Raw genomic sequence first — 13,967 nt, 5'->3', positions numbered from 1 at the left:
CCGCCCAGCTCCGGAGGTCGTCATGCCCGCTCCCTCTCCCTCTCGCAAGCCCCGCGCCAGCAGCCAGGCACGCATCGCCGTGATCCTCGAGGCTGCCCGCGCCCTGCTGGCCGAGAACGGCGCGGCAAGCCTGTCGATCTACGCCGTGGCCGAGCGCGCAGAGATCCCGCCCTCCTCCGTCTACCACTTCTTCCCCAGCGTACCAGCCCTGCTGCAGGGGCTGACCAGCGACGTCCATGCCGCCTTCCGCGCCTGCCTGGAACAACCCGTCGACCACGCCGCCCTGCGCGACTGGCGCGACCTCGCGCGACTGGTCGAGCAGCGCACCCTGGCCGTATACGCCGAAGACGCCGCCGCGCGTCAACTGATCCTCGCCAGCCACGGGCTCGCCGAAGTCACCCAAGCCGACAGCCAGCACGACGTGCAACTCGGCCAGGCCATGCGCGAACTGTTCGAGCGCCACTTCGAGCTGCCGCCGCTACCGCAGGACATCGAGGTGTTCAGCCTGGCCATCGAGCTGGGCGATCGCGTCTACGCCCTCTCCGTGCAGCGCCACGGGCAGATCACCGAGCGCCTGGCCGAAGAAGGCATGCGGGTGATCGACGCCTACCTGTCGCTGTACCTGCCGCCCTGCCTGCCGAAACGCCCCACAGCCCTCAAATAATCGATTTTTATCCGATAAATATCCGAATTATCGAGCTGAATATTTCAAAAAATCCCTTCATAAACCGATTTTTATCGGATATAAACTCTCCAATCTGAGAGCATCCCGAGGCGATGGCAGGACTGGCGACCTATACTGGCCCTCCTGCGAAGCTCGACGGCGCGATCTCCCGAATGACACAGCCCGCTCCGCAGGATGGGTGGAATGCAGCGCTATCCATCGATGGATATCGGCCTCCCCCTCCGCGAAACAACCATCAAGGACCGCCCCATGACCACGCTGACCAGCACTCCCCGCGCCGATGGCTTCCGCATGCCGGCGGAATGGGAACCCCAGACCCAGACCTGGATGGTCTGGCCCGAGCGTCCGGACAACTGGCGCCTGGGCGGCAAGCCCGCGCAGGCCGCCTTCAGCGCCGTGGCCCGCGCCATCGCCCGCTTCGAGCCGGTGACCATCGGCGTCTCCGCCGGCCAGTACGAGAATGCCCGCGCCCAGTTGGCCGACGCGGCCAATATCCGCGTGGTGGAGATCAGCAACGACGACGCCTGGGTGCGCGACACCGGCCCGACCTTCGTCACCAACGACAAGGGCGACGTGCGTGGCGTGGACTGGACCTTCAACGCCTGGGGCGGCCTGGAAGGCGGCCTGTACTTCCCGTGGCACCGCGACGACCAGGTGGCGAGCAAGATCCTCGGCATCGAGCGCTGCGACGGCTACCGCACCGAAGGCTTCGTACTCGAAGGCGGCTCGATCCACGTCGACGGCGAAGGCACCCTGATCACCACCGAGGAATGCCTGCTCAACCACAACCGCAACCCGCACATGAGCCGCGAAGAGATCGAGGACGTGCTGCGCGAGCACCTGGCCATCGACACCGTGATCTGGCTGCCTGACGGCCTGTTCAACGACGAGACCGACGGCCACGTCGACAACTTCTGCTGCTACGTGCGCCCGGGCGAAGTGCTTCTGGCCTGGACCGACGATCAGAACGACCCGAACTACGAGCGCTGCCAGGCCGCCATGCGCGTGCTGGAATCCGCCCGCGATGCCAAGGGCCGCCAGCTGACCGTGCACAAGATCGTCATCCCCGGCCCGATCCATGCGACCGAAACCGAGTGCGAAGGCATCGACCTGGTGATCGGCACCCAGCCGCGCGATCCGTCGATCCGCCTGGCCGGCTCCTACGTCAACTTCCTGATCGTCAACGGCGGCATCATCGCTCCGCGCTTCGACGACCCGGCGGACGCCGAGGCCGAAGCCACCCTCAAGCGCATCTTCCCCGAGCATGAGATCGTCATGGTGCCGGGCCGCGAGATCCTCCTGGGCGGCGGCAACATCCACTGCATCACCCAGCAGCAACCGGCGCCGCAGAAACGCTGATTCGCTGAGTAATGAAAGGCCGTCGCCCCTAACGGAGCGACGGCCTTTTTCATTGGCAGAGGAATGCCGCTGTAGGAGCGAGCTTGCTCGCGAACGGCTTCGCAGCGGGGATCATTCGCGAGCAAGCTCGCTCCTACAAAAAGCAACGTCCGAAGGTGTGAGGCAGACATGAAAAAGCCGCCCTCTCTTGCGAGAACGGCGGCTTTTTTTCAACCCGCAGGAATTACAGCAGCGGGATGGTGTAGCTGACGATCAGGCGGTTCTCGTCCTGGTCGCGCTGGGTCGCGGTGCCCGAGCCGGCGGTCGGCAGACCGCTGCGCAGGGCGGCGTTCTTCCAGGTGAAGCCCAGACCCTTGAAGGTGCCATCCGGAATCACGTAGGCCAGGGAGATATCACGCTCCCACTCGCTCTTGTCGCCGTACTTGGTGTCGATGTTGTCGCCGTGCAGGTACAGGGTCTGGAAGGTCAGGCCCGGCAGGCCGGCCTGGGCGAAGTCGTAGCCGTAGCGGACCTGCCAGGTACGCTCGCCGGCACGCAGGAACTTGCCGATCTGCACGTCGGTGATCAGGTAAGCGGTAGCGCCATCGCCGTTGTTGATGAACGGGAAGTCACTGTCGCCACTGAGCTGCTGGTAGCCGGCACCGAAGCTGTGTCCGCTGACGGTGTAGGTGAAGAGGCCGCTCCAGGCGCGGTTGTCGACTTCGCCCTTGGTCACACCGTTGCCGTAGTAGCCGTTGGTGTAGAAGGCCTTGTCGTGGCCGTTCTTGCCGTCGTCGCTGCTGTGGAAGTAGCGCAGGTCGGATTTCAGCACGCCCGGGCCGATCGCCCAGTTGTGCTGCAGGCCGAGGAAGTGCTGTTTGTAGAAGTCCTGCAGGTTGCCGTAGTAGTACTGCAGCGTCAGGTCCTTGGTCAGCTTGTAGTCGGCGCCGCCGTAGTAAAACTTGTTGACGAACTCACCGGTGCGCGCATTGTTGGCGCCGGCGATGGATAGCCCTTCGTTGTTGCTGGAGCTGCGGCCCTTCATGTGTTCCAGCTGACCGCCGAGCAGGGTCAGGTCCTTGAACTCGTTCGAGGTGACCTGGCCACCCTCGAAGGTCTGCGGCAGCAGGCGACCGTCGTTGTAGGTCACGACCGGCAGCTTGGGCAGCAGGGTGCCGTACTGCAGCACGGTACTGGAAACCTTCACCTTGCCGGTGGCGCCCAGGTGGGAGAAATCATCGACCGCGCGACCGTCACCATCGGTGGGGAAGACAGTACCGGAAAAGCTCGAGCTGGTCGGGTTGTAATGTGTGCCCTTGCCACTGTCCAGGCGCACGCCCAGCAGGCCCAGGGCGTCAACGCCGAAGCCCACGGTGCCTTCGGTGAAGCCGGAGGTGTAGTTGAGCAGGAAGCCCTGGCCCCACTCTTCCTGCTTGCTCGGCTCGGCGGTGCCGTTGCGGTTGTCAGTGTTGATGTAGAAGTTGCGCAGCGTCAGGTTGGCCTTGCTGTCTTCAATGAACCCACCGGCGACGGCGGATTGGGCGAGGCCTGCGGCAGCGATGGCGAGTGCGAGGCTCGATTGCGTGAGAGTGCGGCGTTTCATTGGAATTTCCCCATTTTATTGATCTTGGAAAGCAGGCCATTCAAGACGACCACTGGCTCCAGTGGAGCCCGATCGAACGGCAAGCAGCGGCCATGGCGTGTCAGGCACGCTCGGCATGCGGTAATTCGGCGGTGTACGGCGCTCCCCTATACGGGGATCGAGCGCAGGCAAGCAGGCGGGAGGGCAGTAGAAGAATGGAATGGCATGGATCGGCTCTCGTGTCTTGTTGTTGTGGCAATGCGCGGGGCATGCGCCAGTGGCTAGGCAATCCCCAGGCCAACCGACCTTATTGGCCCGACACGCCCGCCATTTCCGACACCCGGAACGATCAGCAAGCAAACACCTTCAGAAAAATCAGCGGAAAACCGCCACGAGCCCCCTAATCCTGGCGGATAACCGCCATCCCCCTTCGCTGTCACGGCAACGCTGGAGGCCAAGATAAAAGAAGCCCTATAAATCAAAAAAGAATTAATTATTACTATGTAATTTCTTTTAGGAATATATGATAGCACGCCGAATGACCGGCGGCGCCTCCCTGAAGAGGTACCCAGTTCGTGTCAAGTGGCTGACCGTGGGAAAGGGCGTAAGGACTCGGCCTGAGCGGACGAACGCCGGGCAAAAAAAACCCGCCGGCGCTGCAACGCGGGCGGGTTCGGGACCCTGTGCTAGGGGAAGGTCCCAAAGGAGAGCGGCAGACTGGCGTCCGCCTAGGAGTGGTGCGTCCCTGCACCCGAGGGCGGCGATAATGGCCACCACCGGGTGCGGAGTCGATTCCAGCGATCCACCCGCGGCGGTAGGAAAATTCCCCTAGGCCGTGGGCATTGCCGGAGAGTGCGGGGGGCGATCAGTTGCCGCCGACGGCCGCGCTGGTGCTGATGATGTTGGCCGACGGCAGCAGTTGGCTGATGAAGCGGTTCCAGCGCGTGATGTTGGCCGGGCCGATGAACACCACGTCCTGCGGCTGCATGGCGAATTCCTTGGCCAGGGCGTAGGCGGTCGGCCGCTTGGCTTCCAGGTGGAAGACCTGGGCCCGGAAGGCGCCCGGCGCGCTGCCGGCGACCGGTTCCGGGTTGCCACGGATCACGTAGACCGAGTCGCCGTCGGAGGTTTCCGGGGCCAGGCCACCGGCGTTGCCGAGCACTTCCAGCAGCGTCAGGCCAGTGGTGCGGTAGGTGACCACCTGCGGACGCTCCACTTCACCGACCACGTAGACTTTCTTGCGGTCGTTGTAGGGCAGGTGGATCTGGTCGCCGTTCTTCAGGTAGATACCGGTCAGCGTCGAACCGGAGCGGTTGAGCGCGTCGACGTCGAGCACGTATTCGCGGCCATCACGCTTGAGCGTCAGCCCGGAAAGGTCCGCCTCGCCGGTGATCACCCCGGCCTTGCTGACCGCCTGCACCAGCGTGGTAGGCGTGTTGTTCAGTTCGACCTGACCGCCGTTCTGGAAGGCCCCGGAGAGCACCACGTGCTGGCTGCCATAGCGCAGCACGGTGACGTCCACCTGCGGGTCGACGATTCCCTTGTTCGCCAGCCGTCGGGACAGACTCGTACGCAACTGCGCCGGAGTCTGTCCTTCGGCGCGCACCACGCCGGCATAGGGGAAGAAGATGTTGCCGTCGGCGCCGACAACGCGTCCGTTGGCTTCCATCTGCTGGGTCGAGCCGGGGCTGGTCAGTTCCGGGTGATCCCAGACGGTCACCAGCAGTACGTCGCCACCACCGATCACATAGTCCTCCTGGGGAGGACGGTAGTTCAGCAGTTCCGTCGGCACGCCGGGCCGGGCGGCGAAATCGGCTTCCTGGCGTTGCAGCACCTGGGCCGTGATGGGCACGAGGGTGATGTTCATCCCCTGTTTTTGTGCCTCACTCTGGATATCGGAATCCGTCATGTGCTGACCGGGGGAGAACACGCAGCCTTGTAGCGCCAGACTGCCGACTACAAAGCTGAAAGCGAGCAGGTTTTTCATGGCAATCCTTCCTTGAAGCTTGTGTGGAAACTCAATAGGCATTGCGGTGTACGAAACCCTTGAACAGGGTCAGCAAGACAATCTTCAGGTCCCACCAGACGGACCAGTTCTCGATGTAGTCCAGATCGAACTCGATGCGCTTCTGCATCTTCTCCAGGGTGTCTGTTTCGCCACGCCAGCCGTTCACCTGGGCCCAGCCGGTAATGCCTGGCTTGACCTTGTGACGCAGCATGTAACGGCTGACCTGACGCCGGTATTGCTCGTTGTGCGCCACGGCGTGGGGGCGTGGGCCGACCACGGACATGTCGCCGAGCAAGACGTTGAAGAACTGTGGCAATTCATCCAGCGAGGTGCGCCGCAGGAAGGCGCCCAGCGGGGTGATGCGGCAATCGTTGCGCGAGGCCTGGATAACGGCGGCGCCGTCCTCCATGACTGTCATGCTGCGGAACTTCCAGACGCGGATGGGCCGGCCATCCATGCCGTAGCGGGTCTGCCGGAACAGCACCGGGCCGCGCGAGGTGAGCTTCACGGCCACTGCGATGCACAACATGGGCACGGCGATCAGCAGCAGGATCAACGAGGCCAGCACGATGTCCTCGATGCGCTTGAGCACGGCGTTGGGGCCGTCCATGGGCGTGTCGAAGATGCTGATGGTGGCCAGCCCGTTGATGCTCTCGCTGCGCGCGTGCAGCAGGTCGAACATGAACAGGTCGGGGATCAGGTAGACCGACACCGTGGTGTCGGAAAGCTCGCGGATCAGCTCGTTGAGCAGCGGCTCGCGGGACAGCGGCAGGGTCAGGTAGACCTTGTCGATCTGCCCCGAGCGAGCGGCCTCGATCAGCGCCAGGCGGTCGCCTTTCACCGGTACCCGCTCGCCCAGTTCCATCTGCTGCGGGCGGTCGTCGTAGAAGCCGATCAGTCGCAGGCCCATCCAGGGTGCGGCAAGGATGGTCTCGGCCAGTCGCGCGCCGACTTCGCCGGTGCCGTAGATGGCCACATTGCGGCTGTTGAAGCCATGGCGTCGGGCGACGCGCAGCAACATGCGGATGGCCAGGCGGTAGCCGCACATGATCAGCAGCGCTGCGGCGAACCAGCCCAGGCGCCGGGGTTCTTCCAGCTCCACATGGCGCAGCGAGATGTCCAACAGCAGCACAGCGAAGAACGCAAGCGACCAGTACAGGGTGACGCTCAACGACTCACGTAGCAGCGACTCGCCACGCCAGGAGCCGTAGAGCTGGTTCAGCTCGCCGAGCCAGTGAAACAGCATCACGCAGAGCAGCACCGAGACCCAGATCTGTGCATCCAGCACGCCATTGCCGGCGCCAAGCAGCACGACCCCGGTGAGTACGATCACCAGGATGTCGCTCAGGCGGTGCGCCAGCGAGATCAGCGACTGGTGCGCACGCAGAATTCCTTTCGTCTTGTTGGGCATGATGACCTCACGACTGCCGGCGTCGCTCCTGGCGCCGCTGCATTGCAGTCCGTTATCGGGCGCAGTGCCGGCCAGCCCTCCACGGGCTCGCCGGGTGCGGGTTCACTGTCGCTTGTCCAGCAGCAGCTGCTGCAGGTAGCGGCCATAGCCGGTCTTGCTCAGGCGCTCGGCCTGCAGCGCCAGCTGCGTATCGCTGAGCCAGCCCTGCTGGAAGGCGATCTCCTCCAGGCAGGCGACCTTGAGTCCCTGGCGCTCCTCGATGGTCTGCACGAAATGGCCGGCCTCCATCAGCGATTCGTGGGTGCCGGTGTCCAGCCAGGCGAACCCGCGGCCGAGCAGGCTGACGTGCAGTTCGCCCAGCTCCAGGTAAAGGTTGTTGATGTCGGTGATTTCCAGTTCGCCTCGGGCCGAAGGGCGGATCTGGCGGGCCATGTCCACCACGCGGTTGTCGTAGAAATACAAACCGGTGACGGCGTAGTTGGAGCGCGGCACGCGGGGTTTTTCCTCGATGGAAAGCACCCGGCCCGCGTCGTCGAACTCGACCACGCCGAAGCGCCCCGGGTCCGCCACCTGGTAGCCGAACACGGTGGCGCCCCGGGACCGCGCAGCAGCTTCGCGCAGGGTTTCGGTGAAGCCCTGGCCGTAGAAGATGTTGTCGCCCAGCACCAGGCACACCGAGTCGTCGCCGATGAATTGCGCGCCGATCAGGAAGGCCTGCGCCAGCCCGTCCGGCGCCGGCTGCACGGCGTATTGCAGGCGCACGCCGAACTGCTCGCCGTCACCCAGCAGGGCGCGGAAGTTCGGCAGGTCGGCGGGCGTGCAGATCAGCAGGATGTCGTCGATGCCGGCGAGCATCAGCACTGATAGCGGGTAGTACACCATCGGCTTGTCGTAGATCGGCAGCAGTTGCTTGGACACACCCAGGGTAATGGGATGCAGGCGGGTGCCGGAGCCACCGGCGAGGATGATGCCTTTCATGATCTGCCTCCTTGCTTGGCGATCTGTTTGGCGTCGAAGCGCGCCGGGTAGTCCGAGCGCTCGGTCAGAAAGGAGTCGATCAGGCTGGAAAGCCGCAGCGCGGAAATGTCCCAGGAGTAACGCAGGACGTTCTCCTGCCCCAGGCGGCGCAGGTCGGCACGCAGCTTGTGGTCGAGCAGCACGCGACGCAGGGCCGCGGCAATGCCAGGCGGATCGAGGGGGTCGAAGTACAGCACCGAGTTGCCGAGCACTTCCGGGATCGAGGCACTGCTGGAGGCCACCACCGGGCAACCACAGGCCTGTGCTTCCAGCGGCGGAATGCCGAAACCTTCGTACAGCGACGGAAAGGCGAAAACGGCGGCGTTGCGGTATTGCTCGATCAGCTGATCGTCATCCAGCCGGCCCAGCCAGCGCACCCGGTCGCCCTGCCCGCTCTGCTGCAGCTGCGCGTCGACGAAGCTGCGGTTGGCGGCGCCGACGATGCGCAGTTCCACGTCCAGCTCGCCGAGCAGGCGGAACGCTTCGATCAGCCGGGAGAAGTTCTTGTGCGACGCCGGCGAGGACACCGCCAGGACATAGGGACGCTCAAGCAGCGTCGGTTCCAGGCCGGTGCAGAATTCGGCAGATACCGCATTGGCGATCACATGGATGCCTTTGCGGTCGATGCCATAGTGCGAGGCGATCTCCTCGCGGGAAAACTCGCTGACCGTGACCTGCGCCAGCGAGCGGCGCAGCATCAGCGGGATCATCACGCGATACAGCGCGCGGAACTTCCAGGAGAAACTTTCCGGGTGGCGCACGTAGGTGATGTCGTGGTGCGTCACCACCTGCCGCGAATATGCCAGCGGCGCCGTGCTACACAGCGAGACCAGCAGCGGCCGGCCGTGACGGGCCAGCCACAGCGGCAGGTCGATCTGCTCCCAGAGGTGCCCGCTGCGTTGACCGATCTGTTCGACACGGAGTTGGCTGGCGATATTCGGGCGGAGGATTTCGCCAGGCGGCACGACGAAGTGGAGGTCGCTGCGCAGCCGCGCCAGCGACAGCGAAATCTGTTCGGCGAAGCGCTGCACACCACTCACTTGCTGGGTGAGAAAACGCGCGTTGATCACGATCATTTAGGTTCTCCGCGATGGAGTCAGCGCAACGACAGTTGCGGGGTCGACGCGCTGCGCACCAGGGTGGGCGACTCGTCGATGCGGATGCTGGCCTGGCAGTCACCGCCCCCTGCGGGGCACTGCCAGGGCACCGGCCGGCCCTCGCGGCGGGCGATACCGTCGACGGCGTCGAGGCGCCAGAGGGTGTCGCTGCTACCAGGCTTGCTGGTGATGTTCAGGGTCTGCTCGTGGCCAAGGGTCCAGGCCACCAGGATTTCCTCGCTGGCCTTGGCGAAGCGCAGCAGGTAGACGTTCGGGTCTTCGTTCGGCACGCGGCCGACGAAGCGGTAGCGGCCGATGATGTCGGCGATGCTGGCCATCGCGTGGTACGCCGGCTTGGGCTGGCCGCCGACGGTGAGCAGACCGAAGTTGTGCTCCATGTCCGTGCGGTCGATACCGTCGTCCACCAGGTCGTACCACCAGGCGCCCTTCACGTTCGGCAGGCTGCGCACCAGCACATAGGCCCGGGCCAGGTAGGCGGCCTGGCGCTCGCGGCTGATGCCGCAATCGCCTTCGTGGGCCGGCCAGCTGAACTCGGTGAAGTACAGCGGGACCGGTTTACCGGCGGCGTGTTCCAGCTTCTTGTTGACGCCCTGGAACCAGTTCAGCCAGGCCTCGGGAGTGGACATCTCGCCCTCGCAGTACACCGAGGGATGCAGCGAGATACCGTCGGCGACATCCAGTACGCCGCCACCGGCGATGCGCTCGGCGAAGCCCTGGCGAATCCCCTTGAGGGTGACGGCCCCGGCGAGCACCTTCGCCTGCGGGTCTTCCTCGCGGATCACCTTGGCGGCGGCGCGCACCAGGGTCAGGTAGTCGTCGCTGAAGTCCTTGTCGGTGGCGTTTTCCGAGTCCCATTCGTTCCACACTTCGTAGAAGGCGACCTGGCCCTTGAAGGCGCGCACCACGTAGCGCACGTAACGCAGGTAGCCCTCGCGGGAGGCGTCGTCACGCGGCTTGGCGTTGCCGTAGAACTGGTTCTCGTTGCCCAGGATCAGCAACGTGTCTATCCCCAAGCTGCGGGTGCTGCGCAGCTGCGCGCGCCAGGCGGCATCGATGGACAACTTGCCGCGCTCGCGCTCGACACTGGACCAGTAGGCGTCGTCGCGGAACGACAGGATGCCGGCCTCGCGGGCCAGGCGATTGATGCCGTCGCGATTGCCCGCGCGGATGTTCTGGTGGGTACTGGCGCCGACGATGAATTCCGCCGGGCCGAGGTTTGCCACCGGTGCTTCCTTGGCCATGCTGGGCGGCGATTGCAGCAGCCCGCCGATCAACAGCGCACAGGCCAGCAGACTGAGCATGCCGCCCTGCAGGCGCAGGGTGCGCGGTGCCGGTTGCGGCGCGGTCTCGCCCGGCAGGCGCAGGGCGCGGCCGATGGCCAGGCCGAGGAACAGGCTGGGAATCGGCGATTCGAGCACGTCGCTGGTCCAGGCGATGAGCAGGATGCAGTAGGCGATGCCGAGCAGCGCGCGGGCTTCACGGCCAGGTTGGCGCTGCAGGCGCATCAGCATCGGCACTGCCAGCAGATAGAGAGCAACACCGGCCACGCCGAACAGGCACCAGAGGTAAAGCAGCGAATTGTCCGCCACCGCCAGTTGCTCGACGCCGAAGATCGGGAAGGCCGCATAGGCGCTGCCGGTCATGCCCAGTCCGGCGCCGGTGTAGATCCAGCCGTTGTAGTCCATCACCTTGATCAGTTTCGGCCAGGTATTGACCAGGCGATCGACCATCGAGCCCATCAGGTTGTCGCCGGTGGCGGTGGCCAGGTAGGGGTCGACATGGCCGTAGAGACCGTACAGCGGCAACGCCAGCGCGCCGAGCACCACCAGCAGCGCGGCCAGCAGGAACAGCAGGCGCTGGCGGCTGATGCTCATCACCAGCAGGGCCAGGAAGAAGGCGCCGGCGGAGGACTTGTTGGTGGTGAGCACGATACCGACCAGCGCAATCAGGTAGATCAGCCCGCGCACCGGCAGTGCCAGGCGGAAGGAACCCAGGTACAGGCTGAACACCGCCAGCATCATCGCCAGGCTCGACGACATCCGCGAGAACCCGGCGATGCGATCCAGGCCATAGGCGCTCCAGGAACGGTTGCCACTGATTTCGACGCCGCCCATGGAGTAGGTGTAACCCTTCCAAGGCACGTTGATGGTGAGGTCCAGGGCGATACCGGCCAGCGAGGCGATCAGGCAGAAGAAGATGATCCAGCCCACAGCCTTGCGGTGCATTTCCAGGTACTGGCCGCAGAGCAGGCCGAACAGCAGGGGCGCGTAGATGAACACGGAGAAGAAGCCGCTCTGGAATTCTGCGCCATGCAGCCGGCCGAGCAGCAGTGAGGCCGCCGCGAGAATCAGCAGCAGCCACAGGCCGCGCTGCTGCGGGCGGGTGAACAGCTCCCAGCCCACCGCGACGATGCAGGCCACCTTGGGCAGGTAGACGATGGCCGACAGGCCGGCCTGGTCGGTGTAGAAACGCAGCGCGCCGTTGAAGGTCTCCACCAGCAGCAAGGCCACCAGCACCCCGAGCGCCAGCAACGAGCGGTCGAAGGTCACGCGGCGGTCGACCTCAAAGCGTGGATACGGGGATTGCAGTTCCATGCTGGACTCCGCGGGTAAGCAGGGTGTGGCGCAGGATGGCTTCGTATTCGTCGAGCATCCGTTCCAGGCTGAGCATCGGTGCCACGACCTCACGGGAACGCGAGGCCAGGCGCTGACGCAGCACCGGGTCTTGCACCAGGCGCTCGATGGCTTCGCCCAGCGAGTCGCTCCGGTCGGGCGAGCAGAGCAGACCGTTGATTTCGTCCAGGACGATTTCCGTCAGGCCGCCCATGCGCGAGGCGATCACCGGCAGGTGGTGGGCGCAGGCTTCCAGCGCCACCAGGCCGAAGGATTCGGGGGAGAGGCTGGGCACCACGGCAACATCGATCTCGGAAAAGAACTCGGCCGCCTTGCGGTAGCCGACGAAGTGCACGCGCTGAGGATCGGCGAGGGACTTCAGCTGGTTCACGTAGGCGCTGTCGCCCCGTCCAGCGATCAGCAGCGAAGCATCCTCGCCGCGCGCCTGGAACTGCTCGATCAGCCACTCCACGCCTTTGTTCGGGGTCAGCGCGCCGATAAAGCCGAAGCGCAGCGGGCGACGCCCGCTTGCCGACGGCGCGACGGGCACCTCCGCCATTGGCGAGCCGTTATAGACCACGTGGGTCTGGCTGCCGGCGAAATACCCGGCATCGAGCAGCGCATTGAGCTGGTAGCGACTGACGCCGACCACCGCATCGACGTCGCTGGAAGCCGATGCGTGGGAGCGACGCAGCAGCGCGCAAGGCGCACATTGCTGCTCGCAGTGGCGGCCCTTGTTGAAGCGCACGCCGCGTGGGCAGGTCAGGTACTGGTCGTGAAGAATCTGCACAATGGGCAGGCCGGCGTCACGGATCGCATCCCAGGCCGCGATCGACCAGCCCGACAGGTTGTGGCAGACCACCAGGTCCGGCTCGACCTCTGCCAGCACTTTCACCATTAGTGCACGCATGCCGCGGTTGTAGCGATCCAGTGCGTGCCAGGCGAGGCGTTTCAGCGCGCCGTAGTTCTGTTCGTCGAAGGGCCAGTAGAGATTGCGCAGACCGGCGCGCAGCACCGGCACCCCGTTGACCGTCTCGCGCTGCAGACCCGCCTCCGGCCCGGTGCACAGTATCTGCACGTCGTGGCCACGCCCGCGCAGGCCCTCGGCCATGTGCTGCAGCATGACCTCCGTCCCGCCACCGATGTGTGGGGCGTAGAGGGTGTTGAGCAGCAGCAGTCTCATAGCGGGTAAGCCCGGTTCATACCCAGCGCGCCGGCCTCGCCATCGCGGATCGCCTGCAGCAGCAGGGCCAGTCGGCTCTCGCGCTGGTGGCGGCGGGCGAAGAAGTGCAGCAGGCGGATGAACACCCAGCGGTTGAAGCGGTACATCAGCGGCGAGGTGACCCATAGGTTCTTGTCGAACCAGGCCTGGTTGCGCGCGGCGTAGTAGGCGCGCAGGTCGGAGCTGCCGAGCAGGTAGGTCTCGTAGATGTTGGAGGTGCGCGCCTTGATGTTCCAGGAGTTCTCCAGGTCGTCCAGGCCAGCCTCGGGCACCAGGTAGAGGTGCCCGCCCAGGGCGCCGATGCGGAAGGTGTATTCGGTGTCGTCGGCGTAGAGCACCAGGTCACGGCGCGGCAGGCCGATGCGGCGGAACAGGTCGGCATGCCCGAGCAGGCCACCGTAGTAGGCGAACGGCAGCTCCAGCAGCGGCTGCGCCGGGCGCGGCTTCGGCTTGCCCCAGGGGGTGCGGCGCCAGAGCTTGTAGGGCAGCTGGCGGACATGGAAGCCGAAGTAGCTGGAGCGCGGTGGCGCGATGAAGCGGGTCGGCACGCCGGAGGCGACGTCGGCCTGGTGGGTCGGCCGGAAACCCAGTACCGCGGTGTTGTCGACACCGTGGCGCAGGGCGCAGTCGATCAGGCGTTGTTTGAGCAGGGGGAAGGAACCCGGCGTCGGCGCGTTGTCGTCATCCATCAGCCAGATGAAGTCGCAGCCGGTCTTCAGCGCAGCCTCGATGCCCACGGCGTAGCCATTGGCCGAGCCGGTGTTGCTGTCCAGCTCGATGACCTGCACGCGATTGGGCCAGAGCATGAACAGCTGGTCCAACTCCGCCACCGAGGCATTGCTGACGACGATGGCGCGGGTGATGTCCTTCTCGCGGAAGGCGCGCGCCAGCAGTTCCTGCAGGTATTCCAGGCGATCGCCATAAGTCAGCGTCACCAGCACGGTCGATCCATTCATCTCGCCACTCCTCCTTGT

The 13,967-nt window shown here is 65.1% G+C and carries 10 protein-coding genes; 2 read left to right on the top strand and 8 right to left on the bottom strand.

Features of this window, described 5'->3' with window-relative positions; all coding sequences use genetic code 11:
• The first annotated feature begins 22 nt into the window (after window positions 1-22).
• Together ACIPK7_RS20570 and aguA are read left to right on the top strand one after the other, a co-directional pair.
• The gene (locus ACIPK7_RS20570) at window positions 23-664 is read left to right on the top strand and encodes a TetR/AcrR family transcriptional regulator (RefSeq protein WP_401089866.1); all 642 of its coding nucleotides are present in this window, start codon (window positions 23-25) and stop codon (window positions 662-664) included.
• A gap of 270 nt (window positions 665-934) precedes the next feature.
• On the top strand, window positions 935-2,044 hold the full coding sequence (gene aguA, locus ACIPK7_RS20565) for an agmatine deiminase (RefSeq protein WP_192433266.1): 1,110 nt from the start codon (window positions 935-937) through the stop codon (window positions 2,042-2,044).
• A 223-nt stretch (window positions 2,045-2,267) separates the two neighbouring features.
• Here the strand turns inward: aguA and ACIPK7_RS20560 are convergent, their stop codons facing one another.
• The 8 genes from ACIPK7_RS20560 to ACIPK7_RS20525 all read right to left on the bottom strand — a co-directional run bounded on the left by ACIPK7_RS20560 (window position 2,268) and on the right by ACIPK7_RS20525 (window position 13,949).
• Window positions 2,268-3,626 (bottom strand): OprD family porin, encoded by a 1,359-nt coding sequence (locus ACIPK7_RS20560; RefSeq protein ID WP_192433268.1) that lies wholly within the window; start codon window positions 3,624-3,626, stop codon window positions 2,268-2,270.
• Window positions 3,627-4,470: 844 nt separating this feature from the next.
• On the bottom strand, window positions 4,471-5,592 hold the full coding sequence (locus ACIPK7_RS20555) for a polysaccharide biosynthesis/export family protein (protein WP_401089864.1): 1,122 nt from the start codon (window positions 5,590-5,592) through the stop codon (window positions 4,471-4,473).
• Between the two features lie 31 nt (window positions 5,593-5,623).
• The gene (locus ACIPK7_RS20550) at window positions 5,624-7,024 is read right to left on the bottom strand and encodes an undecaprenyl-phosphate glucose phosphotransferase (protein ID WP_192433272.1); all 1,401 of its coding nucleotides are present in this window, start codon (window positions 7,022-7,024) and stop codon (window positions 5,624-5,626) included.
• Between the two features lie 102 nt (window positions 7,025-7,126).
• A complete protein-coding gene (gene rfbA / locus ACIPK7_RS20545) occupies window positions 7,127-8,002 on the bottom strand; it encodes a glucose-1-phosphate thymidylyltransferase RfbA (RefSeq protein WP_192433274.1) in 876 nt (291 codons plus the stop codon).
• Window positions 7,999-9,117 carry a glycosyltransferase family 4 protein gene (locus ACIPK7_RS20540; RefSeq protein ID WP_401089861.1) on the bottom strand — a complete coding sequence of 373 codons (1,119 nt, stop codon included), beginning with the start codon at window positions 9,115-9,117 and terminating at the stop codon, window positions 7,999-8,001. Before ACIPK7_RS20540 ends, rfbA begins: the two co-directional genes overlap by 4 nt.
• Window positions 9,118-9,137: 20 nt before the next feature.
• Window positions 9,138-11,753: a hypothetical protein gene (locus ACIPK7_RS20535; RefSeq protein ID WP_401089859.1), complete on the bottom strand. Its 2,616-nt coding sequence runs from the start codon at window positions 11,751-11,753 to the stop codon at window positions 9,138-9,140.
• A complete protein-coding gene (locus ACIPK7_RS20530) occupies window positions 11,722-12,954 on the bottom strand; it encodes a glycosyltransferase family 4 protein (protein ID WP_401089858.1) in 1,233 nt (410 codons plus the stop codon). The genes ACIPK7_RS20535 and ACIPK7_RS20530 overlap by 32 nt, the downstream gene beginning before the upstream one ends.
• Window positions 12,951-13,949, bottom strand: coding sequence for a glycosyltransferase (locus tag ACIPK7_RS20525; RefSeq protein ID WP_401089856.1), 999 nt, complete (start codon window positions 13,947-13,949; stop codon window positions 12,951-12,953). The genes ACIPK7_RS20530 and ACIPK7_RS20525 overlap by 4 nt, the downstream gene beginning before the upstream one ends.
• Window positions 13,950-13,967 lie beyond the last annotated feature (18 nt).

The organism is Pseudomonas sp. NPDC086581 (assembly GCF_044746165.1).
GTDB lineage: Bacteria > Pseudomonadota > Gammaproteobacteria > Pseudomonadales > Pseudomonadaceae > Pseudomonas.
This window is presented reverse-complemented; position numbering and strand designations above follow the sequence as displayed.

Excerpts from the sequence above, each read along its gene's own strand:
- ACIPK7_RS20570 (WP_401089866.1), top strand. The coding sequence starts at position 23 with ATGCCCGCTCCCTCTCCCTCTCGCAAGCCCCGCGCCAGCAGCCAGGCA.
- aguA (WP_192433266.1), top strand. The coding sequence starts at position 935 with ATGACCACGCTGACCAGCACTCCCCGCGCCGATGGCTTCCGCATGCCG.
- ACIPK7_RS20560 (WP_192433268.1), bottom strand. The coding sequence starts at position 3,626 with ATGAAACGCCGCACTCTCACGCAATCGAGCCTCGCACTCGCCATCGCT.
- ACIPK7_RS20555 (WP_401089864.1), bottom strand. The coding sequence starts at position 5,592 with ATGAAAAACCTGCTCGCTTTCAGCTTTGTAGTCGGCAGTCTGGCGCTA.
- ACIPK7_RS20550 (WP_192433272.1), bottom strand. The coding sequence starts at position 7,024 with ATGCCCAACAAGACGAAAGGAATTCTGCGTGCGCACCAGTCGCTGATC.
- rfbA (WP_192433274.1), bottom strand. The coding sequence starts at position 8,002 with ATGAAAGGCATCATCCTCGCCGGTGGCTCCGGCACCCGCCTGCATCCC.
- ACIPK7_RS20540 (WP_401089861.1), bottom strand. The coding sequence starts at position 9,117 with ATGATCGTGATCAACGCGCGTTTTCTCACCCAGCAAGTGAGTGGTGTG.
- ACIPK7_RS20535 (WP_401089859.1), bottom strand. The coding sequence starts at position 11,753 with ATGGAACTGCAATCCCCGTATCCACGCTTTGAGGTCGACCGCCGCGTG.
- ACIPK7_RS20530 (WP_401089858.1), bottom strand. The coding sequence starts at position 12,954 with ATGAGACTGCTGCTGCTCAACACCCTCTACGCCCCACACATCGGTGGC.
- ACIPK7_RS20525 (WP_401089856.1), bottom strand. The coding sequence starts at position 13,949 with ATGAATGGATCGACCGTGCTGGTGACGCTGACTTATGGCGATCGCCTG.